General features: G+C 50.6%; 24 protein-coding genes. 17 read left to right on the top strand and 7 right to left on the bottom strand.

The genetic code is table 11. The features are described 5' to 3' along the window. The first annotated feature begins 10 nt into the window (after positions 1-10). The 5 genes from ACFVTB_RS20030 (at position 11) to ACFVTB_RS20010 (ending at position 6,521) form a co-directional block, all read left to right on the top strand. A complete protein-coding gene (locus ACFVTB_RS20030) occupies positions 11-1,159 on the top strand; it encodes a hypothetical protein (protein ID WP_387753044.1) in 1,149 nt (382 codons plus the stop codon). Then, the gene (locus ACFVTB_RS20025) at positions 1,152-2,117 is read left to right on the top strand and encodes an ABC transporter ATP-binding protein (RefSeq protein WP_387753041.1); all 966 of its coding nucleotides are present in this window, start codon (positions 1,152-1,154) and stop codon (positions 2,115-2,117) included. Before ACFVTB_RS20030 ends, ACFVTB_RS20025 begins: the two co-directional genes overlap by 8 nt. Next, the gene (locus tag ACFVTB_RS20020; protein ID WP_387753038.1) at positions 2,114-2,992 is read left to right on the top strand and encodes an ABC transporter permease; all 879 of its coding nucleotides are present in this window, start codon (positions 2,114-2,116) and stop codon (positions 2,990-2,992) included. Before ACFVTB_RS20025 ends, ACFVTB_RS20020 begins: the two co-directional genes overlap by 4 nt. A 271-nt stretch (positions 2,993-3,263) precedes the next feature. Continuing rightward, complete coding sequence (locus ACFVTB_RS20015) at positions 3,264-4,292, top strand: LacI family DNA-binding transcriptional regulator (protein WP_387753035.1); 1,029 nt, start codon at positions 3,264-3,266, stop codon at positions 4,290-4,292. A gap of 36 nt (positions 4,293-4,328) precedes the next feature. Then, positions 4,329-6,521 carry an alpha-galactosidase gene (locus ACFVTB_RS20010; RefSeq protein WP_387753032.1) on the top strand — a complete coding sequence of 731 codons (2,193 nt, stop codon included), beginning with the start codon at positions 4,329-4,331 and terminating at the stop codon, positions 6,519-6,521. Positions 6,522-6,606: 85 nt separating this feature from the next. On the opposite strand, the gene ACFVTB_RS20005 is transcribed toward ACFVTB_RS20010, so the two are convergent. Then, positions 6,607-7,374, bottom strand: a complete 768-nt coding sequence (locus tag ACFVTB_RS20005) for a helix-turn-helix transcriptional regulator (protein WP_387753029.1) — start codon at positions 7,372-7,374, stop codon at positions 6,607-6,609. Positions 7,375-7,495: 121 nt separating this feature from the next. On the opposite strand from ACFVTB_RS20005, the gene pyk reads away from it, so the two are divergent. From pyk to ACFVTB_RS19985, 4 genes are all read left to right on the top strand, one after another. Beyond that, the gene (pyk, locus tag ACFVTB_RS20000) at positions 7,496-8,920 is read left to right on the top strand and encodes a pyruvate kinase (protein WP_387753299.1); all 1,425 of its coding nucleotides are present in this window, start codon (positions 7,496-7,498) and stop codon (positions 8,918-8,920) included. Between the two features lie 190 nt (positions 8,921-9,110). Continuing rightward, a complete protein-coding gene (locus ACFVTB_RS19995) occupies positions 9,111-9,368 on the top strand; it encodes a hypothetical protein (RefSeq protein WP_387753026.1) in 258 nt (85 codons plus the stop codon). A 55-nt stretch (positions 9,369-9,423) separates the two neighbouring features. Continuing rightward, on the top strand, positions 9,424-9,573 hold the full coding sequence (rpmG, locus tag ACFVTB_RS19990; protein WP_387753024.1) for a 50S ribosomal protein L33: 150 nt from the start codon (positions 9,424-9,426) through the stop codon (positions 9,571-9,573). Between the two features lie 18 nt (positions 9,574-9,591). Further along, entirely contained in the window at positions 9,592-10,785 is a 1,194-nt protein-coding gene (locus ACFVTB_RS19985) for a GTP-binding protein (RefSeq protein ID WP_387753021.1), read from the top strand. Between the two features lie 58 nt (positions 10,786-10,843). Here the strand turns inward: ACFVTB_RS19985 and ACFVTB_RS19980 are convergent, their stop codons facing one another. From ACFVTB_RS19980 to ACFVTB_RS19965, 4 genes are all read right to left on the bottom strand, one after another. Beyond that, on the bottom strand, positions 10,844-11,005 hold the full coding sequence (locus ACFVTB_RS19980) for a mechanosensitive ion channel protein MscL (protein ID WP_387753019.1): 162 nt from the start codon (positions 11,003-11,005) through the stop codon (positions 10,844-10,846). A 238-nt stretch (positions 11,006-11,243) separates the two neighbouring features. Beyond that, positions 11,244-12,128 carry a carbohydrate ABC transporter permease gene (locus ACFVTB_RS19975; RefSeq protein WP_387753016.1) on the bottom strand — a complete coding sequence of 295 codons (885 nt, stop codon included), beginning with the start codon at positions 12,126-12,128 and terminating at the stop codon, positions 11,244-11,246. 20 nt (positions 12,129-12,148) lie between these two features. Next, positions 12,149-13,006, bottom strand: coding sequence for a carbohydrate ABC transporter permease (locus ACFVTB_RS19970; protein ID WP_387753013.1), 858 nt, complete (start codon positions 13,004-13,006; stop codon positions 12,149-12,151). A gap of 100 nt (positions 13,007-13,106) precedes the next feature. Then, positions 13,107-14,447 carry an ABC transporter substrate-binding protein gene (locus ACFVTB_RS19965; protein WP_387753010.1) on the bottom strand — a complete coding sequence of 447 codons (1,341 nt, stop codon included), beginning with the start codon at positions 14,445-14,447 and terminating at the stop codon, positions 13,107-13,109. A 512-nt stretch (positions 14,448-14,959) separates the two neighbouring features. Between ACFVTB_RS19965 and ACFVTB_RS19960 the strand changes: the two genes are divergently transcribed. The 6 genes from ACFVTB_RS19960 (at position 14,960) to ACFVTB_RS19935 (ending at position 23,937) form a co-directional block, all read left to right on the top strand. Continuing rightward, positions 14,960-15,940 (top strand): ABC transporter permease, encoded by a 981-nt coding sequence (locus ACFVTB_RS19960; protein ID WP_387753007.1) that lies wholly within the window; start codon positions 14,960-14,962, stop codon positions 15,938-15,940. A gap of 34 nt (positions 15,941-15,974) precedes the next feature. Beyond that, entirely contained in the window at positions 15,975-16,871 is an 897-nt protein-coding gene (locus ACFVTB_RS19955; RefSeq protein ID WP_387753004.1) for a carbohydrate ABC transporter permease, read from the top strand. A gap of 86 nt (positions 16,872-16,957) precedes the next feature. Next, a complete protein-coding gene (locus ACFVTB_RS19950) occupies positions 16,958-18,643 on the top strand; it encodes an extracellular solute-binding protein (RefSeq protein ID WP_387753001.1) in 1,686 nt (561 codons plus the stop codon). Positions 18,644-18,823: 180 nt separating this feature from the next. After that, positions 18,824-20,500 (top strand): extracellular solute-binding protein, encoded by a 1,677-nt coding sequence (locus ACFVTB_RS19945; protein WP_387752999.1) that lies wholly within the window; start codon positions 18,824-18,826, stop codon positions 20,498-20,500. Between the two features lie 44 nt (positions 20,501-20,544). Next, positions 20,545-22,134 (top strand): response regulator, encoded by a 1,590-nt coding sequence (locus tag ACFVTB_RS19940; RefSeq protein WP_387752997.1) that lies wholly within the window; start codon positions 20,545-20,547, stop codon positions 22,132-22,134. Positions 22,135-22,149: 15 nt separating this feature from the next. Next, positions 22,150-23,937, top strand: coding sequence for a sensor histidine kinase (locus ACFVTB_RS19935; protein ID WP_387752994.1), 1,788 nt, complete (start codon positions 22,150-22,152; stop codon positions 23,935-23,937). A 71-nt stretch (positions 23,938-24,008) separates the two neighbouring features. Here ACFVTB_RS19935 and ACFVTB_RS19930 read toward each other — a convergent pair whose 3' ends face one another. Together ACFVTB_RS19930 and ACFVTB_RS19925 are read right to left on the bottom strand one after the other, a co-directional pair. Next, complete coding sequence (locus ACFVTB_RS19930) at positions 24,009-24,674, bottom strand: PspA/IM30 family protein (protein WP_387752991.1); 666 nt, start codon at positions 24,672-24,674, stop codon at positions 24,009-24,011. Between the two features lie 98 nt (positions 24,675-24,772). Continuing rightward, positions 24,773-24,994 (bottom strand): PspC domain-containing protein, encoded by a 222-nt coding sequence (locus tag ACFVTB_RS19925; RefSeq protein WP_387752989.1) that lies wholly within the window; start codon positions 24,992-24,994, stop codon positions 24,773-24,775. 381 nt (positions 24,995-25,375) lie between these two features. Between ACFVTB_RS19925 and ACFVTB_RS19920 the strand changes: the two genes are divergently transcribed. Both ACFVTB_RS19920 and ACFVTB_RS19915 read left to right on the top strand, forming a co-directional pair. Further along, positions 25,376-25,522 carry a hypothetical protein gene (locus tag ACFVTB_RS19920; RefSeq protein WP_387752986.1) on the top strand — a complete coding sequence of 49 codons (147 nt, stop codon included), beginning with the start codon at positions 25,376-25,378 and terminating at the stop codon, positions 25,520-25,522. A gap of 45 nt (positions 25,523-25,567) precedes the next feature. Further along, positions 25,568-25,906: a low molecular weight protein tyrosine phosphatase family protein gene (locus tag ACFVTB_RS19915; protein ID WP_387752984.1), complete on the top strand. Its 339-nt coding sequence runs from the start codon at positions 25,568-25,570 to the stop codon at positions 25,904-25,906. The last annotated feature ends 109 nt before the right edge of the window (positions 25,907-26,015 follow it).

The following is a 26,015-nucleotide window of genomic DNA, read 5'->3' as shown; positions in this document are numbered from 1 at the left end:
GGAAGCGGATATGACGGAGCAACAGTCAAGAGACGCGAAGGAGCGCCAGCATACGCAGGAAGCATGGGAACGGCTCGAAGCGAAGCTGAGAACGGTCGAGCCTTCTCCGCTATGGGCCCAATGGGAAGAGCGGAAAGGCGAGAATAGTAGAGCAGCAGAATTAACGGAGTTAGATCCCGGCGTTGAACACGGCACTCTGGATAGCGAGAGCGGCTTGGGGGAGACGGCCCGCGCGAACGGCCGGCAGGAATCGCCGCCAAGAAAACCAGTTCGCCGCAGTTGGGCAAGACATCACGCGTGGAAGCTGGGAACGGCCTGCGCCGCCGTTCTTCTGTTCACGATCATTGCTGTACCGACGACGAATGAAGCGCTGGCAGCGCTGCTGAATCGATTCAAAATGAATGAAGTCGTCGTCGTTCAATCCAATGATCTAGAGCAGTTAATGAATCTATTCAATGATAATAAAGATCGCAGCTTGCTGAATACGTTCGGTTCCTTTACTAGAGAGACGCATGGAGAGTCTAAGCATGATGTGAGCGATCAGCAAGTCGAAGCAAAGTTCGGCATACGCGTTCCGCATCCGTTGAAGGAGCAATTGACGTATTCGGTCTCCGCTATCATGCCTGCTACGGACTTGACGCTGACGCTGAACGTTGACGAAATTAACGGCGTTATGAAAAAGCTCGGCGCGGATAGACTGCTTCCCGATTCGGTTGATGGCAAGGAAATTCGCATGAATACGGGCGAGACGCTCCACTTGTACTATTCTGCGGAAAACGACGGCCGCAGAAAGAGCGCTTCCGTCTCGTACACGGATTTGCCGACCATCGAAATCGATCCTTCAATCGACGCCAAAGAGGCGCTAGAAGCCGTTGTCCGGCTGCCGGGAATGCCGGAGGGCATTCGCTCGGCCATCGTGCAATCGGCCCGAATTGAGCAAGGAGTAGCACCCCTTCCGATCATTACGAGCGGCGTTCCAGTCCAGTCAGAAGTGAATGGGACTACCGTATATACGGAACAGCGCGAGGACAGAGACGGCACGCTGTACGGTCAAGCCATTTGGTTGTTGAACGGAAAGTATGCGACGCTGAATTACTACTCGTTTGACAATGAGGCGGAGATTCAAAAACTGTTATCGGAGATAGTCGGACATGAGTAAAGAGACGGCGGCAATAGAGACTAAACAATTGACTAAAGATTTCGGAGACGGTCGCGGTATTCGCGACGTCTCTCTTCGCGTTGAACCGGGGGAAGCGTTCGGCTTTCTAGGACCAAACGGAGCGGGGAAAAGCACCCTTGTCAAAATGCTTGCGGGTTTGATCGCCCCGACATCTGGGGAAGCGAAGCTGTTCGGTCAGACCGTCGGGACGGTGGAAGCTCGCCGTTTGCTCGGCTATTTGCCAGAGCTGTTCCGTTATCCAAACTGGCTGACGGGAGAGGAAGTGCTTCGCTTTCATGCCGAGCTGTGCGGCATACGTCCGGACGAAGCGAAGAAGAGGATTCGCAAGCTGCTGGACGATGTTGGCATCGGACGGCGCGGCGGCGATCGGCTCAAGGGCTACTCGAAGGGCATGCAGCAGCGGCTTGGACTGGCCTGCGCGCTAGTCGGCGATCCGGATGTCGTCTTCCTGGACGAGCCGGCTTCGGCGCTCGATCCGGTTGGCCGGCATGAGGTGCGGGCGCTGCTTGGCGAACTTCGCGGACGAGGAAAAACGATCTTTTTAAACTCGCATTTGCTGGAAGACGTTGAGCAGCTATGCGACCGCATTGCCCTTCTGAACAACGGCAGCATTCTAGCGAACGGACCGCTGAACGAAGTGCTGCGCATCGGATCGTCTTGGCGGATCAGGGTTGGAGGCTTCGCATCGGAGGCACTCCCTTGGCTGAGGGAGTCGACCGGAATTCCGGTTCGCATCGATCGGGATGACAGAATCGATGGGGCGGGCGAGGTATGGCTGACAGCGGAGACCGATAGCGAGGAGAATATCGGCCTGCTGCATTACCGGCTCATCGAACTGGGAATGACCATCTACGAATCGCAGAAAAGCGCTTCACGCCTCGACGACTGGTTTGTGAAGGCGGTATCCGGTCTGGAGCATAGGGGGGAGCGACGATGAACGCCGTTTGGAAATTAACTTGGAAAGAGCTGCTCCGCAAGAAGGTAACGCTAATGACCGTGCTACTAACGCTGCTGTTTCTGGGCGCGTTCTGGTTCGTATCCGGTTCCTTTGCCGTAGAACAGCAGCCAATCAACGATATGTCGAATTTCTATGAAGTGATAGGCCGGTTTCAAAGCGGCTCTGTCATTTTATCGCTTGGTTTCTTTTTCGCCGCGTTTGCGGTCGCCTTTCTTTCGATTTTCAGTTCGGTATCGGCGGTCGGAGGCGAGGCTGAGCAGGGCGTTCTGCAGTCTGTTCTGGCAAGGCCGCTGCCCCGATGGCGTTATTATTTAGGCAGATGGTTTGGGTTTACGGCATTTGGGCTGCTCTATGCTTTACTGTTGTTCGCGGTAATTATTTGGATTGCCTATTTGCGGACGGGGCTTCAAATTCCGTTCGATATCCTGTTCCTTTCTTATCTCTTGTTTGCATCGCCGATTCCGCTGCTCGTGTCGATGACGATGCTTGGCTCCTGCTGGCTGTCTACGTTAGGCAACGGCATTGCGATGACGATGCTGTTCAGTCTCGGCTGGTTGGGCAATATGATCGAAAAAGTAAAAGATGTTGGCATTATCAAGCCGGAGGGCATTGCGACGCTGGAGGTCATTACCGGACTTATTAGGCTGATCATGCCGGCCGATTCGCTGCAGCAGCGGATGCTCGCAGAGCTCTTCTCGATGAAGGAGTTTGGCGGATTGGTCGGCCACGGCGGCATCCTCAGTTTGTTTATGGTATCGTCTCCTTCATCCAACGCTTTTCTGATATACGCTGCCGTCTTTACAGTCGTGTTTATACTGGCAGGCTTGCTGTCGATTCATAAAAAAGATTTTTAATTTGAGATCGGAAGAACCCTCTGCCCCGTGCACTTACTCATACTTAAAATCAAGCACTGTTTTCGCTTTTGAGCCAGAAAAGAGCTGTTTCAAACTTCCAAGTTTGAAGCGGCTCTTTTTGGCATGTCCGCTTACCTGCGCTTATATTACGGCCGGTTTGCGAGCACGCTAGAGGTCAAAGCAAACAATCGGATATTGCGGCCCGTCCGAAAATTATGATAAAATAGAATAGTAATTTAGTAAATTTATTAACTAAAACTTAGAGGTAACGATGGCGACGATAAAACAAATCGCAGAGCAAGCGGGCGTCTCCGCCGCTACCGTATCCAGAGTGTTAAATAACGACCCTGGATTATCGGTTGGCGAAGAGACGCGTCGCCGCATTTTTGCGGTGGCCGAAGAACTGCAATACAAGCCTGCTCGCGTGAAGAGGCTGCTGAAAGAGCAGCTGCTCTCCAAGCAAGAGATCGGTTTGCTCATCCCTACTGCTTCCGACAAGGAGCACGACGATCCGTATTTCGCCGCAATCCGGCGAAGTATTGAACGGACCTGCGAGGAGATCGGCGTGTCTGTAGGCAGGCTGTGGACGGTCGGCGCGGCTGCTGAGACGGCGCCGGTGCCGCCTCAGCAGCGGCCGGGCGGATTGATTGTTTTTGGCTCGATCGGCCGGGAGGAAATCGTTCATATTATGGGCGATTCTGAGCGGATCGTGCTTATCGATCACCGCGAGCGCATGGGCGGATACGACTCGGTTCAATTGAATTTCGAGCAAGCGACCGTCATGGCCCTTGAGCATTTGCTAGAGCTTGGACATCGCCGCATTGCTTACATCGGAGGCGAAGGCTTCGGCGGGGCTGCCGATCCGCGCGCGGACGCGTTTAAGCGGCTGCTTGGCGGGCAAGGGCTGCTAGAGCCCGAGCTTATGCTGGTAGCGGAGGATTGGTCGACGGCGAGCGGTTATGAGGCGATGCGGCAGTTGCTGGAACGGCAGTCAGAGCCGCCGACCGCTTGTTTCGTCGCAAGCGATCCGATGGCGGTAGGTGCGCTGCGGGCGTTGCAGGAGCGGGACGTCGCCGTGCCGGGGAGAATGGCGGTCGTTGGCTTTGATGATATCGAGCTGTCGGCGTTTATAAGCCCGCCGCTGACGACGGTAAGAGCCCATATGGAACAGATGGGCCGGACTGCCGTTCGGCTGCTGACGGAAAGGCTGGAGGGGCGCGAGGTGCCGCTTCACGTCATGATCGACACCTCGCTTGCTGTCCGCGAAAGCTGCGGCGGGCGGCAAGCGAAACAGACTTAATACGTACAATGTGGACAACGATGAGGAGGAATAACAATGGCAATTCTTTTTGATGAACAGAAGCATATTTTTCACTTGCAATCGCGCGATACGAGCTACGTCATTCAAATCGTAGAAGGCGGTTATCCTGTTAATTTATATTGGGGCAAACGGGTGCGGAGCAGCCGTTTGGAATACTTGCTTGGCTTGACGGATCGTCCAAGCTTTAGCCCGACGACGGATCTTGAGCATACGCAGCTGATGCTGGACACGCTGCCGCTGGAATATCCGGCATACGGCAACTCCGACTTCCGCTCGCCGGCTTATCAGGCACAGCTGGCGGACGGCTCGACGATAACAGACTTGCGCTTTGTCTCGCACAACATTTATGCAGGCAAGCCTGGTTTGAATGGACTTCCTGCCGTTTATGCGGAGGAAGGCGACGGCGCGCAGACGCTTGAGCTGACGCTTACCGATAAGCTGAGCGGTCTTACTGTCGTACTGAGCTATACTGTTTTTGAAGCCTATAACGTTATCACTCGTTCGGCTAAGCTAACGAATGGCGGAACGAGCGATCTGAAGCTGCAGCGCGCGCTCAGCATGAGCCTCGATTTGCCGCATGACAAATATGAGATGCTGCAGCTTTCGGGAGCATGGGCGCGGGAACGTCATCTGTTCCGCCGTAAGCTGGTGCCAGGCATGCAGTCGATCGAAAGCAACCGGGGCGCTAGCAGCCACTCGCAAAATCCGTTCATCGCGTTGCTCGGCGAAGGAGCGGACGAGGATCACGGCGAAGCGTACGGCATTAATCTGGTATACAGCGGCAGCTTTACGGCTGGCGTAGAAGTAAGTCCTTACCATACCTCACGGGTGTTTATTGGTATTAATCCGTTCGATTTCAGCTGGCTTCTGCAACCTGGCGAGTCGTTCCAAACGCCTGAAGCGGTGCTGACGCATTCTTCGGAAGGACTTGGCGGCATGTCGCGCTCCTTCCATCAGCTGTATCGCAGCCGTCTTAGCAGAGGGGTTCACCGCGATGCAAGCCGTCCGATCCTGATCAACAACTGGGAAGCGACGTATTTCGATTTCAACGCCGACAAAATCGAAGCGATTGCAAAGGCAGGCTCTGAGCTCGGCCTCGAGCTGTTCGTTCTCGACGACGGCTGGTTCGGCAAACGGGATAATGACCGTTCCTCGCTCGGCGACTGGTTCGTCGACAAGAAGAAGCTGCCGAATGGAATGGACGATTTGGCTTCTCGCGTCAACAAGCTGGACATGCAGTTCGGCCTGTGGTTCGAACCGGAAATGATTTCACCGGACAGCGATCTGTACCGTGCTCATCCGGACTGGTGCTTGCATGTAGAGGGCCGCAGACGGACGCAAGCCCGCAACCAGCTTATCCTTGACCTGTCGCGCGCCGACGTTCGCGAATACATCGTTGAGACGGTTTCGTCCGTATTGGCCAGTGCGAACATCACTTACGTAAAATGGGACATGAACCGCAACATGACCGAGATCGGCTCGGCGCTTCTGCCTGCTGAACGGCAGCGGGAAACGGCACATCGCTATATGTTGGGACTGTATGAGGTGATGGAGCGCATTACGTCGGCCTTCCCGCAAATTTTGTTCGAAAGCTGCTCGGGCGGCGGCGGACGTTTCGATCCGGGCATGCTCTATTACATGCCGCAAACTTGGACGAGCGACAATACGGACGCCGTTTCGCGTCTTAAAATCCAATACGGAACGAGCCTTGTTTATCCAATCAGCTCCATGGGCTCTCACGTATCTGCGGTTCCGAACCATCAGGTTGGACGAATCACGCCGCTGGAAACGCGGGGCGACGTCGCGCTGTCGGGCAACTTCGGTTACGAGCTTGATCTAACTGAGCTGAAAGACGAAGAAAAAGAGGTTATCAAGAAACAGGTCGCTTTCTACAAAGAGGTTCGTCATCTTGTGCAATTCGGCGACTTCTATCGTTTGATCAGCCCGTTTGAAAGCAACGACACCGCTTGGATGTTCGTATCGGAGGACAAAAGCGAAGCGCTGGCTGTCTTCGTTACCGTGCTGGCGGAGGCAAACGCACCGGTTGGCCGGTTCCGTCTGAAAGGACTCGATCCGCAGCGCGACTATGTGCTCGAAGAAACAGGTGAGACGTTCGGAGGCGACGAGCTGTTGTTTGCTGGTCTTCCAAGACCGAAGCTTCACGGCGATTACGCAAGTAAAACGTACCGCTTCCGCGCGGTTCAATAATAGATGGACGAAAAAGGCATTCTTGCCGTCTTTGACGGTGAGAATGCCTTTTATTTTTGCTAATTTATTTTTGCTTATGGCGAAGCTACGATTTCATAAATTCTGTGGCTGTCATTCCGGTTTCTTTTTTGAACAGCCGCTGAAAGTACGAGACGTCGCCGTATCCGACGAATTCGGCAATTTCTCCGACGCTCAGATTGGATTCCAGCAGCAAGTAGGTCGCTTTTTTGATACGGGTCGCATGCACGTATTCGCTGATCGTTTGTCCGGTGATGCGTTTAAATAAAGCTGCTGCATAGTTGGGGCTCTTGTAAATATGGTCGCCAAGCTCTTCTTTCGTTATTTTCGTCTGGTAATGGCTGTGAATATAATTTTTCATTCGTTCCGCATGCTGGTAAATTTCTTTGGAAAACTTTCTTTCCTCAAGTTCACGGCTCCACAGCGCCAGCCACTCCAGCATCGTCCCGAGCGCGCGGGTTTCGGCATACTTCGCCTGATCGCTCCAATCGGCGTACACTGTCTTGATGCGGCCGAGGCAAAGCTCAAACATGCCTAATCTTGATTTCGTCCATTGCCCGCCGGTCAGCAGCGGCAAACCGGGCAAATACTCGGAGCCGCTAAACTCGAAGACGTATTTCTCGTGGAAGACGGTCGGGACGCATTTGGCGTAATACGTCATTCCGGCTGGAATAAACAGGGTATCGCCCTTCTCTAAAATGACCTTCTCCTGTTCAATCCAGTACACGACTCTTCCATAGCTGACCAAAATGAGAGAGGAAACGCCCAAATCGCGAGAACCGTCTTCAAACCAGTCGACGCCCCGATCCAGCCGGATTAATCGCACTTGAATCACCGATGATTGCTCCTTTTGTGTAGACTATAGTTCATATAGAATACTATATTTTGTAGTCCGCAGCAAAGAAACGATATACAATACTCTACGACAAGCTTTAACTCGGGAGGTAATAGAAATGCTGCGCAAAACGAAAATCGTCTGCACGATGGGACCTGCTTGCGAGTCGCCGGACGTACTGAAGAACATGATGCTAGCAGGAATGAACGTGGCGAGATTAAATATGGCCCATGGCGAGCTGGAGGATCACGCAGCTAGAATCGTGAGCATTCGGAAGGCTGCCCAAGAAACGGGCGTTGTTGTGCCAGTGCTGCTCGATATTAAAGGACCAGAGGTGCGGATTGGGAAGCTGCAGGGCGATTCGTATTTACTGCAGGCGGGAGAACGTTTGACGCTGACAACAGAAGAAATTCTCGGCAACGGCGAGCGTATCCACGTCAACTATGGAGAGCTTCCGCTCGTGGTCAAACCCGGCAATACGATCCTGCTGGACGACGGTCTGATCGAGCTTGAGGTCGAGTCGAGTGAAGGAACGGAAATCGTATGCCGCATCATAAACGGCGGAATCATCAAGCCTCGCAAAGGGGTAAACCTGCCAGGCATCCGGACGACGCTTCCAGGCGTAACCGAGCGGGACATCCGTCACATTCATTTCGGCATTGAGCAAGGAATCGATATTATCGCACCTTCCTTTGTAAGAAGGGCTGAAGATATTTTGCAAATCCGCGAGCTGCTGCAAGAAAACGGTGCGGAACATATTCAAATTATTTCGAAGATTGAAAATGAAGAGGGCGTAGAAAACCTCGACGCAATTATTGAGGCTTCCGACGGTATTATGGTCGCGCGCGGCGATCTGGGCGTTGAAATCCCGATTGAGGAAGTGCCGATGATTCAACGGGAAATGATCGCGAAGTGTAACCGGGCAGGCAAGCCTGTTATCGTCGCGACGCATATGCTTGATTCAATGCAAGTAAACCCTCGTCCTTCGCGGGCAGAGGTCAGCGACGTAGCGAATGCGGTGCTGCAAGGAACGGACGCCATTATGCTCTCCGGCGAGACGGCAGCCGGCAAATATCCAGTGCAGTCGGTTGCTACGATGGCTTCGATCGCCGAGAAAGCGGAATCGATGCTTGATTACGCTGACGTATTCCGTCAACGCAGACAGGAACAAACTGCGGGAATTACCGAGGTCATCAGTGAGGCGGTTGTGAGCGCGTCGCTGGAGCTGTCCGCAGCGGCAATCGTGACGCCGACGGCAAGCGGCTTTACGCCGCGGATGGTTTCGAAATACCGTCCGAAATCGCCGATTATTGCGGTTGCATCCAATGATAAAGTGCTGTCTCGTCTGGCGCTGATCTGGGGCGTTATTCCGGTAAGGGGCGAGAACAAGCCTGAGTCTACGGATGATATTTTCCGCACGGCTCTGCAGGATGGCGGCAAAACAGGTCTGCTGAAGCAAGGCGATTACGTTGTCATTACAGCGGGCACGCCAAGCGGCAAAGCAGGCGCGACCAACCTGATCAAAATCGAACAGTACGGCGAATAAGCAATTAAAATAAAGCTTTCCGAGAGCCTGATGCAGTCATGGCTCCCGGAAAGCTTTTTTTTATGGTGACGGCATCGGATCGGTGCAGTGGTTCAAGCAAGGATTATGATTCTGGGATTGAACTTAAAATTAATGCTTGACTGAAAAAGAGAAAGCAGCGAAGGGGCAGAGGGATTCTGGAGAAACGGTAGTGGTCGCTTTTTTAAGCCAGATTCCTACCGCAGACAACTATCAAACAAAGGAATCAGGCTTTAATGGCGATCGGAAGAACCCTCTGACCCGCAGCGCTTTTTCTCATTTCAAGTCAATGATTGATTTCGGTTTTGAGCCTGATTTTGAGCCAATAAAATTAGCTATTGACGAGTGGAGAATGAATGTATATTATTTAATCGTAATGATTACTATTAATAAAAGAACAGTAGAGTATTCCTTAGGTTGCTCTTTTTAATTGAGATCAAATAGTAATAATTACGATTAAATGATGCAGAGAGGAAGATTTTTAAATGCGTGTCACTGTCACTTTAGCTTGCACCGAAACCGGCGACCGGAACTATACAACGACGAAAAACAAAAGAAATAATCCGGAGCGTTTGGAACTGAAAAAATATTGTCCGCGCCTCAAGAGGATTACGCTGCATCGGGAAACAAGATAAAAAGGAGCGAAGAAAAAGATGATAAATTCGAAAATACCGGTGACTGTGTTGAGCGGTTATCTCGGTTCCGGCAAAACAACGGTATTAAATCATGTGCTGAACAACCGCCAAGGATTAAAAGTCGCCGTCATCGTGAACGACATGAGCGAAATCAATATCGACGCCGGTCTCATCCGGCAAGGCAGCAGCTTGTCTCGCACGGAGGAGAGTCTCGTCGAGATGTCCAACGGCTGCATCTGCTGCACGCTGCGTGAGGATTTGTTGATTGAAGTGGAACGGCTGGCGAAGGAAGGACGATTCGATTACATTCTGATCGAGTCGACAGGAATTGGCGAGCCGGTGCCTGTTGCTCAGACGCTTACCTATACAGACATCGAAAATGGGATTGATCTGTCCGCGTTTTGCCGGCTCGACTGTATGGTGACAGTGGTGGATGCTTACCGCTTCTGGCATGACTTCTCGTCCGGAGACAGCCTGGTTGAGCGCAAACAGGCGCTAGGCGAGGACGACGCGAGGGAAGTAGTCGATCTGTTGATCGATCAGATTGAATTTTGCGATGTGCTGCTGCTGAACAAATGCGATCTAGTCGAAGAGGATGAGCTGGAAGAGCTGGAGCGCATGCTGCGCAAGCTGCAGCCGCGAGCCAAAATCGTGCGGACGACGCGGGGCGAGATCGATCCGGCGGAAATTTTGAACACGAACCTGTTCGATTTCGACGAAGCAAGCCGGTCGGCCGGATGGCTGAAGGAGCTGCAGCAGGAGAGTCATACGCCGGAAACGGACGAATACGGCATTAGCTCCTTTGTCTATCGGCGGAAAAAGCCTTTCCATCCGGAACGGCTCGCTGATTTCTTTAACAAATGGCCAGAGGAGGTTGTACGAGCCAAAGGCATTCTATGGCTGTCTAGCCGCAACGATATCGGGGCGAGTCTTAGCCAGGCCGGACCGTCCATCCAATTCGGCGCGGCAGGTTATTGGGTAGCGACGCTGCCTGAGATCGAGAGGCAGTATATGTTCGAGGAATCGCCGGAGCTTCAGAATAATTGGGATCCGGTATGGGGCGACCGCATTACAGAGCTTGTCTTTATCGGTATTGATTTGCAGCAGGACGAGGTTATTGGCGTACTCGATCGTTGCCTTTTATCTGACGAAGAGATGAACGCCGATTGGAGCGCGTTCCGTGATCCGCTTCCGGCATGGCCGCTGCATTAGCTTTTAGCTGCTAGCAAGGCAATAAAAAAAGATGGCCCTGGTGGTCATCTTTTTGTCGTTAATATTCCAGTCTGCGATGGATAGAAAAAGATCCGGCATACCGCTCCTGCAGCCTCAACGCTTCTTTTTGCATAAAAGCGTAAATTTCCTTCAATCTAAGGTTAGACGGTTTAATCGTTTCCTTCACTTCACCGTCGACAATGACATCAAATACGATCACTTTACGTTCCTCCTCCCCTTGGCATGCTCTAACTATATGGGAGAAGTATTAGCGCGGTGTTCGAAAAACATTAAAAATAGGTTAATTTCTATGGCTCAAAACCGAAATCAGTGCTTGACACTAAGCGAGGAAAAACGCTGCGGGTCAGAGGGTTCTTCCGATCGCCATTAAAAAACCGCCGTCATCGCCTAAAGCCTCCAAGTGGATTGGAGCCTATAGGGGGTGACGGCGGAATCCTTTAGCCTTTGATTGCACCTTCTGTCAGGCCCTTCTCGATATACTTCTGGACGAAGAGATACACGATAAGAACCGGAATGACGGTCAACGATACTGCGGTAGCCATCAGGCCGAAGTCGGTGCCGTACTGCGAGCTGATCTCGTTGAGCAAGGAAACGATCGGCCGGACCGTTTCTTTGTTGACGAAAATAAGCGCCGAGAACAAATCGTTATACGACCAGAGAAAGACGAAAATACTTGTCGAAGCGAAGGCCGGTTTTGCCATCGGCAGCAAAACTCTCGTAAATATGCTCCAACGGTTGCAGCCGTCGATAAACGCGGCTTCTTCCAGCTCTTTCGGAATGGTGGCCATAAATCCCGCCATAACGAGAATGGCGAACGTGAGATTGCCTGCCGTTTGCGGCAATATGAGACCTAAATACGTGTTAACGATTTTCCATTTGATAAGCAGCTCGTATACGGGTACGACAGTGGCAAAGGCGGGAATGAGCAAGCTGCCGTACAGAATGGAGAAAATATATCTTTTTCCTCTAAACTGAAAGCGGGAAAGCACGTAGGCCGCCAAACCGCCGAACAGCAGGACGAGCAAAACGGTGCTGCCCGACATAATCAAGCTGTTGATGTAGCTTTTGCCGATATTCATCCGGTCGAAGGCCGAGTCGTAATTGACCATAACCGGATTAAGTGCGAGGCTGAACGAGTCGTTCATGACGTCGCGGGATACTTTAAAGGAGTTGTTGACGATCCAGAACATCGGGTAAATCGTCGTCAGCGCCCAAGCGGTCAGAGTCAAGTATACGAAGAAGGTGCTGAAGGAAAAACGTTTTATTTTTCCCGAGCGTTGGGGCTGAGTCCCGTATTGCCTAGTTAACGATTGTTGCATCATTGTACACCCCTAACACCAGCTTAGTATGTGATTTCCTCTCTCTTGAGCAATCGGTTGGCCAGCAGGGAAAGCAATATCCCGAATACGACCATGTAGATGGCGATTGTAGAGCCGTAACCGAAGTTCGTGTCAACCATCGCTTTTTTGTACATGTACGTTCCCAGCACTTCCGTACCGTTCTGACCTCTGGAAATAACCCAGACGAACTCGAATATTTTCAGCGTACCGGTAATGGCAAGCGTTACGACGACTTTAATGTCGCTCATAATGAGCGGAATGGTCAGCAGAAACGTCTTTTTCACGCCGGTAATGCCCTCGAGCTTGGCCGCTTCATAGAAATCGGAAGGAATCTTCGACATCGCGGTAAGGAATAAAACGAAATAGAATCCGACATAATGCCAAACCGTAGGCACGGCTACGGCCTTCAAGGCGTTGTTCTCATCCAGCCACAGCACTTTCTCGATGCCGAAGCTAGCCAGTATGTTGTTCAGCAAACCGAACTGATAATTGTAGAACAAGACGAAAAGCAAGGAAATCGCTGTCCCCGAAATGACTACCGGGAAGAAGAAAACGGTTCGGTAAATCCCTTTGCCCCATTTAATATTGTCGACCAGCACGGCAAGCAGGAGCGCAATGCCGACCTGGAACAGCAGGACGTAAATCATAATTTCGAGCGTGTTCAACGTTGATTGTCCGAGCAGCTTGTCGGAGAGCATTCGAGTGTAGTTGTCGAAGCCGACGAATTTCTTTTCAAAAAAACCGTTTGTGCGGTAAAAGCTAAGGTAGATGCTCTTGAAAAACGGGTAGTACAAGAAGATCGACATAAACACTGCCGCCGGTAGCAAAAACATCAAGATATATTTTTTATCGCCCTTCATCTTTATCACCTTTGATGTTTATTTTTCTTGATGAAACGACTTCGCCGCCTCGACGGGCGGCGAAAGTCATCTCCATTGTGACGAGTAGCTGGCAGCCTTCTTATTTCTTCGTTGCTATCTCGATATCTTGCGCTTCTTTCAGTACAGCCGCAGGCGTTTTGCTGCCTTTAACGATTGGACCGATACCAGCGCGGATCGTTGTGAACGTTTCAGGAGCTACTTTGCTGTCGATCGGAGTTGTGATCGATGCTGCGTTAGCTACCATAGCGAAGCCTTCTTGCTGTACTGGCAGCAGGCCGTCGATTTGGACGTTGGCTGCAGGAGTACCGCCGTTTGCTTGCGCAATTTTTTGAATCGCTTCTGGGGAAGTCAGGTATTTCAAGAACAATACGGCAGCGTCTTTCTTAGCCGCGTCGTCATACGTCTTCTTCGACAGGTAGTAGCCGGAACCGAAGCCGCCTACAACGTCTTTGCCGCTGCCTGCGCCGCCAGGGATTGCAGGGAATGGCAGAACAGTGGAGCTATCCTTCGTTGCTTGCGCCCAGCCGCCTACAGCCCACGAGCCTTCGATGATCATTGCAGCGAGGCCTTCACTGTAGTAGTTGCCAGCCATGCTCAGATCGATCGTTGCAGCGTCTTTCGGGAATGCGCCGAGGTCGCCTACTTCTTTCAGAGCGGCAAGGCCTTTTTCCCAGTTTGGATCTACGCCGTCAAGAATGCCTTTCTTTTGGCCTTCAGGACCGGCAGCAGCCAATACGAAGTGCTCGATCAGGTAGTGAGATTGGTCGAATGGACCGGACAATGGGATAATGCCGTTTTTGGAGAATGTTTCAACCGCTGTTTTGAATTTATCGAAGTCGGTTGGCAGTTCCAGGTTGTATTTTTCGAACAGCGCTTTGTTTGCGAACAGGCCTTCATAGAAACCAGTCAGAGGAGCGGCGTAAATGTTGCCGTCAGGCTGTCTTACGGATTCCAGAGCAGCTGGCGAGAAACCGCCTTTCCAAGCCGGATCGGCATCAAGCAGTTCATTCAGAGGCACGACTTTGCCGGCTTTCGTGAAGCCTTCAGCGTCAGCACCTACGAAGTAGAACAAAATGTCAGGCTCGTTACCGCTAGTCATGTCTGTGTTGACTTTTGTACGGAAGCCGTCGTCGTTAGCGGACATAACGTCGTTTTCGATTTTGATGTTCGTGTTAGCCGCTTGGAAATCGGCGAGCAAGCCTTCGAATGCCGCTTTTGCAGCGTCCGTGCCGCCGAAAGTGGAGAACACGCGGAGCGATACCGGATCTTTCGGAGCTTCCGTTGCAGCAGGAGCTTGCGTTTCAGCCGGTTTTTCCGTCGGTGCGTTGGTCGGTTTGTTATTGCCGCCGCCGCCGCATGCCGAAATGATCGTAGTCATGAGCAACGCCAGGCTTACGAGAACTACAGATGACTTTTTCACTTGGTAAATCCCCCTTAAAATGATTTGTCCTTATCGGCCAGCATCTGAACTGGCTACACCCAAATTCTAGATGATTTTAAGAAAAGATTAACGGGGGACATTCCTCTGAACCGGGGGGATAAAAACATAATGATTAGCGGGGGGCAAAATCATATGCGGTGCGGCGCAAGTCCCACAATACAATAGTATCCTAGGTCGCAGAATACTCCCCCCTCTCATTGCGGATTACCCCTGAATGCTGTCTATTCCAAATTCTGGTCAAGTTATATCTAAAGGCTGTCTCCTTCGAGAGGCAGCTTTTTTGTTGCAATACCGCGAATTTGAAGGGCAAATCGGATTGCTACATTAAATGGATGCCAAATCTTGCGTTTAACTTCCATAAAGCTAACACGAAAATGCGCAAAAATTCATGGCTAAGTATAAATAATCGGGTATTTGTTATATCGTTTCGATTTTCAGACAGGGGTAGAATGGGGATGCAGAATGGAGCAAATCGATACGGGAGGTTAAGCATGGCCCAAGCAACGACAGAACAGAAGTCTCAGAAAGTGTCGCCGGCGACGCCGCAATACCGGCCGCCGCAAGGGTTCGCACGCTTCGTCAAGCAGTGGGATATTCAATTGATGGTGTGGCCGGGCATACTGCTCGTCTTCGTCTTCTCTTACTTGCCGATGTACGGCGTATTCACCGCTTTTATGGATTACAGCGTATTTACCGGCTCGAAAATTTGGGATAACCCCTGGGTTGGCTGGAAGCACTTCGAGATGTTTTTCAATGCTCCGGAGTTTGCCAACGTCATGCGAAACACGATCGTCATCAGTTTGTTGAAGCTGCTGTTCGGATTTCCGGCGCCGATCTTTCTAGCGCTGATGTTGAATGAAGTTCGGAAGATGATGTTCAAGCGGGTAGTGCAGACGATCACGTACTTGCCGCATTTTATGTCATGGGTCATTCTAGCGGGACTTGCTACTTCGCTGCTGGCCGTTGACAACGGAAGCATCAACATGCTGCTGGAAAAGCTGGGGCTAATCGACGAGCCGATTAATTTCCTGTCGGAGAAATCCTATTTCTGGAGCATTCTAATCTCGGTTAATGTGTGGAAGGAAATCGGTTTTAATTCAATCGTCTTCCTGGCAGCGATAGCGGGAATCGATCCGCATTTATACGAAGCCGCGCAAATCGACGGAGCCAGCCGTTTTAAACAAATTTATTTGATTACGCTGCCTATGATTATGCCGGTCGTTATTATTTTCTTCATATTGGCTATAGGAAATATGATGAGCGCAGGCTTCGAGGACATTCTCTTACTTGCTACCAATCCGCTGCTGCGCCCGATATCGGATGTTATCGACACCTACGTCTATCGCGTCGGCCTGGGTAATCAGCGCTATTCCTATGCAGCCGCGGTCGGACTCTTCAAAGCGGTCATCAGCGTGGGCTTGCTGACGATGGCCAACTATATGGCTCGCAGATCTGGCAACAGCTTATGGTAAGCATCAGATTACACGAACGGAGGGCGGCGCGACGTTGAAACGAACAGGGGTTGGCGACCGGGTCCTAATGATATTCATCTATCTCTTTCTTATTGTGCTGAGCTTCAGCTCGTTCTATCCTTTCTGGAATGCGCTGGTCATCTCCTTCAATCTTGGCGCGGATACCTCCATGGGCGGCGTCACGTTCTGGCCGAGGGCGTTTACCTTGGAAAACTATCAAATTGTATTAAATGATGACCGTATATTGAACGGCTTTGTCATTTCCGTGCTGCGTACGATCGCTGGAACGATCAGCGCGATCTTCATGACCTCACTGCTCGCTTACGGCTTAAGCCGATCGAATCTGATGGGGCGAAGCTATTATATGGTTTATTTTATCGTGACGATGTATTTCAGCGGGGGATTAATTCCGACCTTTCTGGTCGTCCGCTCGCTCGGGTTGATGGACAATTTTCTTGTCTTTATTCTTCCGGTGGTGATTAGCGTATGGAACATGATTATATTTCGGACCTTTTTCAAACAGCTGCCGGCCGGCCTTGAAGAATCGGCCCAAATCGACGGCTGCAGCAGTTGGGGGATTTTCTTCCGGATCATATTGCCGCTGTCCGGTCCGGTGCTGGCGACACTCGGCTTGTTTACCGCAATTGCCCATTGGAACGATTGGTTTCTGCCGAGTATCTATATTTCCAAGGATCATCTGTTTCCGATTCAAACGCTGTTGCGCTATACGATTAACACCAACATTGTAACCGAGCAATCATCGCTCCTTGATTCCGCTTCGATGGCCATTCTGGAAGAGCGGCGGACGATTACGTCGAAATCGCTGACGATGGCGATGATGATGGTTGTAACGATCCCGATTATGCTTGTGTATCCGTTTCTGCAGAAATATTTCGTTAAGGGCGTCATGATCGGCTCTTTGAAGGAGTAGGGCATGGGTAACGCTGACTGTTGGTTTAAGGCGTCTATTCGCTTTGGACATAGATGTATTCAAATATGAGAGGGGTAGGGATCCAGATGAAGAAATGGAAGAAGCCGTTGTTGGTCGCGGCATCGCTCATGCTCGTTTTGACTGCCGTACTTGCAGGCTGCAGTTCGGGCTCCAAGGGAGGAAATAACCAACCGGGCAATACGGCGACGGATAAGCCGTCGGATGCTCCGAAGGGTACCGAGAAGCCGGCGGAGGACGACAAATGGGTGCTCGGAGAAAAACCGCTGACGTTCTCACTGTACGCGCATTATAAAAACTCGGACTTCCCGCAATGGGAAAGCAGACCTCTCGGCAAATGGCTGAAAGAGGAGAGACAGGTTACAGTCAACGTGATCTCGGCAGCCGGTGATCATACCGCCAAACTGAACACGCTGATTACGTCTAACCAGCTTCCTGATATCATCTGGGGCGACAAATACGATCCGGACATCGAACGTTTGCGTGAGAACGGAATGCTCGTATCATTCGACGAATATCTCGACAAATATACCAATCTGCGCGACTGGATGGGCGATCTGAACATGCTCCGTTCCGACGACGGTAAGCTGTACATGTTCCCGAATTGGTATACGGGCCGTCCGGCGGGTAATGCAGGCTACGTCATCAACAAGAAAATTTATGAAGAGCTCGGTTCGCCAACCCTGGAGACGACTGATGATCTGTACGAGTATCTGAAAAAGGTAAGAGATAAATACGGCAAGGAGATCGTGCCGTTCGAGCCGCACCGCGCCCAAGACGCGCAAGGTCTCGGCGTGTTGTATACGGCCTTTGGCGAAGGCGCGTCCTATACCCATTTGAGTAAAGGCTTGCGCGCTGTGCCGCAGGGAGACAAGTTGACATCAATCTTTACTGATCCGGTGTTCCGCGAGGCGGAGAAGTATATCGCCAAGCTGTTCCGCGAGAAGCTGATCTCGCAGGACGCGTTCACGCAAACCGAGGATATGGTGAAAGAAAAGGTGATGAACGGAAAAGTGGCCGTGTTCGCGGGCGCAAGTCCAACTACGTTCGCTGGTGAGGCGCAAGAAGTCCTGACTAAGAATGATCCGAACGCCGGTTATTTCATGATTTGGCCGATCCATAAGCCAGGTCTCGACAAGAACAAAATTTATCCGGGCACTTACACGACGTTGGGCTGGAACGCAGCTTACATTACGAAGAATGCGAAAGATCCGGAAGCGCTCTTTGCCTTCCTCGACTGGATGACCGGTCCAGAAGGGATGAACGTGCAATTTTTTGGTCCGGAGGGCGGCAACTGGGAGGGTTTTGACGCTAACGGCCAACCGAACTTCACCGCAAATTACAACGCGGAAGAGGTTAAGAAAATTCAGAGCGAGAACGATGCGATTATGCTTGTCGGCAACACAGGCTACATCGATCCGTCGAAGATGAAATATATATTGTCTGTGCCTGAAGAACAGCAGGATTGGAGAGCCCGCTATCAATACAAGATTACGTGGCCTACGCAACAAAACGCAACGGAATTCATCGGCCTTAACCCGCAGCCGGACAGCGAGTTGGGCATTATTAAGCAATCGATAGACGACTTGTTCCTTGAGGTCTATGCGAATGTGACCAGCGCGAAGAGCGACGAAGAGGTTGACAAAATTCTCGATAAAGCTGAAGCTGACGCCCAAAAACTGGGCTACGGCAAGCTGCTTGAATACCGCACGGAGCTATGGCAGGCGAACAAAGCGAAGCTTGCCGGCAAATAAAGCATGGGTATGACTAAAGGATAGAGGATGAATTCCAAGGGCGCATTGCGCCCTTGGGTCGTCTCTCTTTTTTTCAATTTATAGGGCTGTATTGCCTGTTATGTAACGTTATGGTATTCTCTCTTCGTTATTAATAGAGAAAATTAATAATTAATAGAAGAGATTAGGGGAGGTTTGAGCATGCATAGAAACAGAGAATGGCGCTGGCTGATGCTTGCCGCTCTTCTCCTAGTATCGCTTACCGGGTGCAGTAACTCCGGTCATTCCGATAATACAGTCGAGAATGAAAAACATGGAGGCAATAAAGAATTTGAGAAGCAGCCAACGGATCGAAGCGCATTGTACCTGCTCGGCCAAGAGCCGCTTGAGGTGACGTTCTATGCCCACTACGGCTATTATAATATGCCGAAATGGGGGGCCGACCCGTCCTCCAAATGGATCAAGGACCACATGAATATTCATGTGAAAGCGATCAGTGCGGAAGGCAACGGAATACAGAAGCTGCAGAAGATGATTGCCGGCAACAAGCTGCCGGATATGATTTGGGGGCAGCGTGATTCTGATTTGGAACGGCTGCGTATGGCCGGCCTGCTCGTTCCGCTGGATGATTTCATAGAGAAATACCCGAATCTTAAGCAGTGGGCCGGACCGAAGGTGCTCAATCTGCTGCGAGCTTCGGATGGGAAGATCTATTATTTTCCGAATTATTATACAAATAAGCCAAACGGCAACGCCGGTTTTGTGGTGAATAAGAAGATTTATAAGCAGCTCGGCTCGCCGAGGCTGGAGACGACGGATGATCTTTATTCTTATTTGAAGCAAGTGAGGGACCGTTACCCGGAAGTCGTCCCTTTCGAAACGGGATTGGCGAGAGAAGGGCATGGCATCGACCAGCTGTTCTCCTCGTTCAAAGAAAATAATTTCAGCTTTACGAGATATTACGCCGTTACGACCGACGACCAGATGACCTCCATTTATAAGGATGAAGGGTTCAGGGAATCGGCCATATTCGCAGCGAAGCTCATGCGGGAGGGGCTCATGACTCCCGATGCCATGACACAGACGGAGGATCAGGTGGGAGAGAAGCTGCTGAACGGACACGTTGCCGTCTTTGCCAGCGCCGATCCGATGAAGATGGTGATGACGGCAGATGCGGAGTTAAGGAAAAACAATCCCGAGGACGGTTATTCCTTTATTGACCCGATCTATAAAGACGGGCTCGATAAGCGAAAAATTTACCCTGGCACCTACAATCTTCTCGGATGGAATGTGACGACCATTACGAAGAGCGCGAAAAATCCGGAAGCGATCTTCGCCATGCTGGACTGGATGACCGGCCCCGAGGGCTCTGCCGTGCAAATGTGGGGGCCGCCGGGTCCGGACGGCTATTGGGACGGGTTCAAAGAAGACGGAATCACGCCTAATTTCACAAGCAAGTATGGAGATGATCCGGAAGGGCTGGCTCAAATTCAAGCGATTTCGGGTGATATGATTTGGGTCGGCAATACCGTTTATTTGGATAAAATGAAAAGCGATTACGAAGCAACGCTTCCAGAGGAGAAACGGAACTGGGCCACCAACTGGCAGCAAAAAGTAACCTGGAAGTCGCAGGGCGATGCGACCCCGTTCATTAATCTTCATCCGCTGCCTGATTCCGAGGAAGGGAACATCCATCGCAAAGTAAAGGATATTTGGCTGAAAGCGAGAGCGGATGCCTTGTTCGGCGTAACGGATGAGGAGGTTTTAAGAATATTGGATCGGGCGCATGAAGATTCGATGGAAGCGGGATATCAGAAATACTTGGATTTTATTACGGCGAAATGGCGAACGAACTTGGAATTGCTCGATTCGAAATAATTGATCACTCGAAATAAATGATCACTGATATGAGGGGGAGCGCCATGTATAAAGTGTTGCTGGTAGATGACGAGGAGCTCGATTTGGAAGGCATGCATCAATTTATTCCTTGGTCGGAGCTGGAGATGGAAGTGAAAGGCTCCGTAAACAATGCGTTATCGGCCTGCGAGCTTCTGGAGCAATTCCCTATCGATATTCTGATCAGCGATGTGAACATGCCTTATATGTCGGGTCTGGAGCTGGCGCGAGCGGCGCTGCTGAAGTATCCGGATATTCGGATTATTTTCGTAAGCGGTTACCAGGAATTCAGCTATGTGCAGCAAGCGTTGTCGCTCAAAGCTTACAATTACGTCCTCAAGCCGATGCATGACAATGAGCTGGTCGCTTCCTTGCAGAAGGTGAAGCAGGATTTGGACGAAGCCCGCAAGCGCCGCGAGGTGGAAGAAGCGTACCGGACGATGATTCCGCTGGCCAAGAGCGATTTATTGCAACGGTTATTCGAAGGCGATGAGGAAGGCGCGCTTGCGGCGTTGCTGAAGCATCCCGCATCATCGCACGGACTGAATAAGCTGCATTGGCCGGTTCGCGTGGCGGTGATGGAGCTGGACGGCATGGGGATGGGCATGGAAGCGTATGACGAGGCTGGGTTGTCGCAGCAGGAAATAACGCGTATGTTTCTCCAACTGCTGCACGAGTCGGTCCAATTGAACGGCAATCCGCTGTTTTGCAAGCTTTACGGTCATCGAATCGCTTTGCTGCTGGAGGATCACAGGGCCAAGTCCAGCTTGGAAAGCATTTGCGCCGCTATGAACGGAAGGTTGCCCGTAACGGTAACGACCGGTTTGGGCCAGCCGGTGAACGACCTCAAGGAGCTGCATGCCTCTTATCGGCAAGCGGTCAGCGCGGTTGAAGGCAAGATGTTTCTGGGCAAAGGCGGCATCATTATCTATGAGCAAGTCAGCTATGAGCCCGAGATGATTGATGCCCGCATGCTGAATACCCGGATGGATGCGCTGCTCCAAGCGATGCAGGAGTATGACCTCGTGCAAATTTATGACGAACTGGATAACCTGTTTCAGACGGTCACGACTGTGCGATCAAAGTTTACGGTGCAAAATTGGACGAATTATATTTTTTGGAATTTGGAGCAGCGGCTGTCCAAAATGGATGTCGATCTCTTTCAATTGCTCGGCATTGAGCTGCATAATTTGGAGATTTTGCTAAAGTTCGAGACGATCAACGATATACGGAGCTGGCTGGTTCACCGCGTCTTCGAGATTTCTGAGCATTTATATGAGAAATCCAATTCGAAGAACGGCAAGTTTATCCGCGGCATTATTGCCGCAATGAAGGAAAGAATGGGCGAGAATATGACGCTTAAAGATATCGCCCAGCTGTTCTCGTTCTCGCCGAGCTATTTAGGCTATTTAATCAAGGAGAAATCAGGTTTCACGTTTAATGAATTGCTTGTTCAGCTTAGGATGGAGCGGGCATGCGAGCTGTTAAAGCAGCCTGGCGTGAAAATATACGAGGTTGCAGATCAGGTTGGTTACCGGTATCTTCCTTATTTCAGCAGGCAGTTCAAAGAAAAGTTCGGCATGACGCCGCTTGAATATCGGAATAAAGAGCAATGATGGGGTGCAGCCGCGATGTTCACTCGAATAAATGCAGGCAAGCTCGGCTATATGCCGATTGGCTACAAATTAACGCTGTCCTACATGGTGTTTACGGTCATTCTCGTTTCTGTGAACGGCTATGTGTCGCATTCGATGTACGATACTTCTATGCGCGAGCAAACGAGACAAAATATTCAAGGCACCATGCTGCAAATTAGAGATAATGTCGCGTATAAAGCCGATGATATGACTCGGATCTCGACGACTTTGTATGAGGATTACAGCCTTGTGCAAAGTCTCCGGGCTAATGAAAGCTACCTCGGCGGCAATTACAAGCGGATGACAGAGGTCATCATGCCGAAGCTGGACAACGCATCAAAGTCGATCGGTCTAAGCTTAAGGCTGTCGGTCTATTTTCATAACGAGTCGGTTAATGAAGTTTATCATAGACGCGAAGACGGCAATAGCGTTGATATCCCCGAGCAAACGTACGATATTTACCATATGAAAAGAATTATCGACAAGAGCTGGTACAAGCAGTTGCCGGAGGAGCAGTACAGCGCTACGATGCAATGGAGTCAGATTGAGCAGGATGCCGGGGAAGACCGGATCTCTTTAATCCGGCGCATGGTGGATACGAATAATCCGCTCAAGCTGGAAGAAGTCGGGATTATGCGGTTCAGCGTAAAGCTGGCCGATTTGTTCGACAGCGTGGACTATATGAAATTAGGAAAAGGCAGCGTCCTGCTTGTCAAGGATTCCGCCGGACAGATCATCTACACGTCGGCTGACCCGGAAAGCGAACTGAGCGACCATACTCCCGATAACGGCTTCATGACGATTGATGAAAAAATGGGACGGCAGGATTGGACGATCACCGCACATGTTCCGATTACTGTTATTAAGCAAGAAGCAGTGAAAGTACAAAACTACATCATTGGCATTTGCATGCTTTGCTTCGTGTTGTTCACATTTGCGGGCGGTTTTATTTCCCGGTATTTCTCGAAACGGATCACGAAGTTTGTTTCCGTGCTAAACGCGTTTCGCGAAGGCGATCTGCACAAACGTATCGCGTATCGAGGAAAGGATGAATTTGCGCAAATTGCCCATGCGCTAAACGGGATGGGAGCAGAGATAGAAGCGCTGATCAATAAAGTGTATCTGACACAGCTGCAGAAGAAGGAAGGCGAGCTGGAAATGCTTCAACTGCAGATTAACCCTCATTTTCTCTATAATACATTGTCGTCCATCAATCAATTGGCCAAATTCGGCCAAACGGAAAAACTGCAAAAAATGGTGGTTGAGCTGGCTAAATTTTATCGCCTGACGTTAAACTCCGGCCGTTCGTTGATTCCGGTTACTCTGGAGCTTGAACAGACCGGGGCCTATATCGCTATCCAAAAGGTGAAGTATGGCAGCCGCATGGAGGTCGATTTCGATATTGACGCTGCTGTCTGGCCTTACGAGACGGTGAAGCTGATTCTCCAGCCGTTTATCGAGAACGTGCTGAAGCATGCCTGGAGCGGCGATCGCATTCATATTCGCGTAATTGCCCGCAAGTCGGGTGACGATATCATCTATCGCATCATTGATGACGGGATGGGTATGCGGCAAGAGCGCTTCAATGAAATATTAGATCCGTATGATGAACGCAATACCGGCTGCGGCATACGAAATATCGACCAACGGATTAAACTTCATTACGGCAGCCAATACGGGGTCACGATCGGAAGCCGCATCGGAATCGGTACTTCGGTGCAAATCCGTATTCCGGCCAAGCGCCGGAAGCTGGTGCGCAATCATAATTCAATAGAGGAATAATAGGCAGCGAGAACCGCAAAGAAAAAGGCAGAGGGCGGCATTTGATCATGCCTTCCTCTGCCTCTTTAATTTTAAAGGGCGGACTTTTGCAGCAGGCGCTGCAGTTCTTCCTCGACACGGGCGTTTCGCTGCTCGCTTTGCACGTCAGCGGCGGAAGCAAGAGAGTGGGAGCCGAACGGTCTAGCTAGTTCCTGCTGGGCTTCCCGTTCCAATACCTTTTGCTCGATGCGCTCGAAGCCTTGCGCTGCGGCGGAACCGCCGTGCAGAGAGGCGCCGTATGCCCGGTTTGGCACAGCTTCTGCTTTACGGACGCGGGCGACAAGCTCTGTCCGTTTCTCTTGCAGCTTTATTTTTTCCTCTTTCAATGAAGCAGCGCGCAGTTCCAGATCGGCTGCTGCTTGCTTGGCGAACTGTTGCAATTTAAGCGTTTCTTCCGCTTGGTCGGCGTAGAGTATCTTCGCTTCAAGCGCGGCGCGTGCATCCACTTCACGGTCTTCGGAAGCCGCTTGAATCGCTTTGTTTTCATAGAAGCTCACTTGTCCGTTCAACTCGTCCAGCTTCGCTTGGAGTATGCGCTCCTGCGCTTTTTGCGCCGCTGCAGAATGCTCGGCTTTTGAAATTTCCTCATCCAAGTCACGCAAGTAGTGATTCAGCATCATAACCGGATTTTCAATCTTATCCAGCATTTCATTTGCAGCAGCTTTTGTCATATTCATTACGCGTTGAAAAATTCCCATCGTTCATCTCTCCTTTAATGTTGGGCGAAGCCTTAAGCTTTCGCAGTTGGTAATTGAGTTTTATTGGTTAATAAGGTTAGCGTGCCGTATAGGTGCGATTAGTAATGGTAGTAATTTGTATAGTTGAGATCGGAAAACGGCGCCTTCGGTACAAGCAGCGAAATGACGAAGTAAGCGAACAGAACCGCTCCGAAGCTGAAGAAAGCTAAGACAACCGTTAGAACGCGGATAACCGTAGGGTCGACGCCCAGCCATTCACCGATACCGCCGCACAAACCGGTTATTTTGCTATCTGTCGTGGAACGAAACAATTTTTTCATAATTTCATCATCCTCCAAACCGAAGCTTCGCTTGACGTTGCAGCCGCTTCGTTTATCTTTTCGATGTCTTTATTGTAGGATAAGGCCATGCAATCGGTAACGGACCGTGGTCTGTTTTTCATGCTGGCCTCTGGTCGGGGGAGGACTCGGACGGGCGGCGGGGAACAGCGCGCAGCTTATGCGGCAGTACGGACTAATCTATGCTGTAGCAGGAGTGGTAATCAGTTTGGTGTTAAAAGGGATTGGCTGGACCTTTGTCGTTCTGGGGCTCATATTCGTGCCCATCGTGCTTATATTTGTTAAGGTAGAGAAGTGTTTGAAGGTTCTGGAAGTCGAATCTAAATAATACAGCGTTCTGCTGTGTAGAATGAGGTGGACGTATTGGCATTTATTCTTAGTCTGATCGTTTATTTTTTGCTTGGGGCATTGGTTGTGAAGCTTGGGATTGATAATTCGAAAATGAACAAGCACACGCAAGAGATTTTGGAGGAGCTCCGAGAAATAAAAAGCATACTGAAAGACAAGTAAGCTCGAATGCTCAATTGTTTATTTCTTTGTGGGAGAGAAGCTAATATGAAACTGTTATTTATTTGTAGCAAAAATAGATGGAGAAGCCTGACGGCTGAAAAAATATTCGAACAGTATGGGGTGTATGACGTCAAGTCCGCAGGAACGGAGGAGGGCGCGAGAATTAAGGTTAATGCGGGACATATAGGCTGGGCGGATTGGATATTTGTCATGGAGAAGAAGCATGAAAGAAGGCTGCATGAGAAGTTTCGGCAAGAGCTGCAAGGCAAGCATATTATAAGACTCGATATTCCAGACGATTATGAATATATGGACGAAGAGTTGATTGATTTGTTGAAAGGCAGGGTGTCGGAATACATCGAAGTCCCTGAAGAACATACATAAGCTAGATATCCATTTACAGTTATTGAATGACGATTGAGCGAGCTACAATAAGTGACGGAGATGAGGAAAGTGGAGGGGCAGAGGGATTCTGGAGAAACGATAGTGGTCG

Source organism: Paenibacillus sp. NPDC058071 (genome assembly GCF_042885235.1).
Lineage (GTDB): Bacteria > Bacillota > Bacilli > Paenibacillales > Paenibacillaceae > Pristimantibacillus.
The sequence above is the reverse complement of the archived record's forward strand: the minus strand, read 5'-3'. Positions and strand labels throughout refer to the sequence as shown.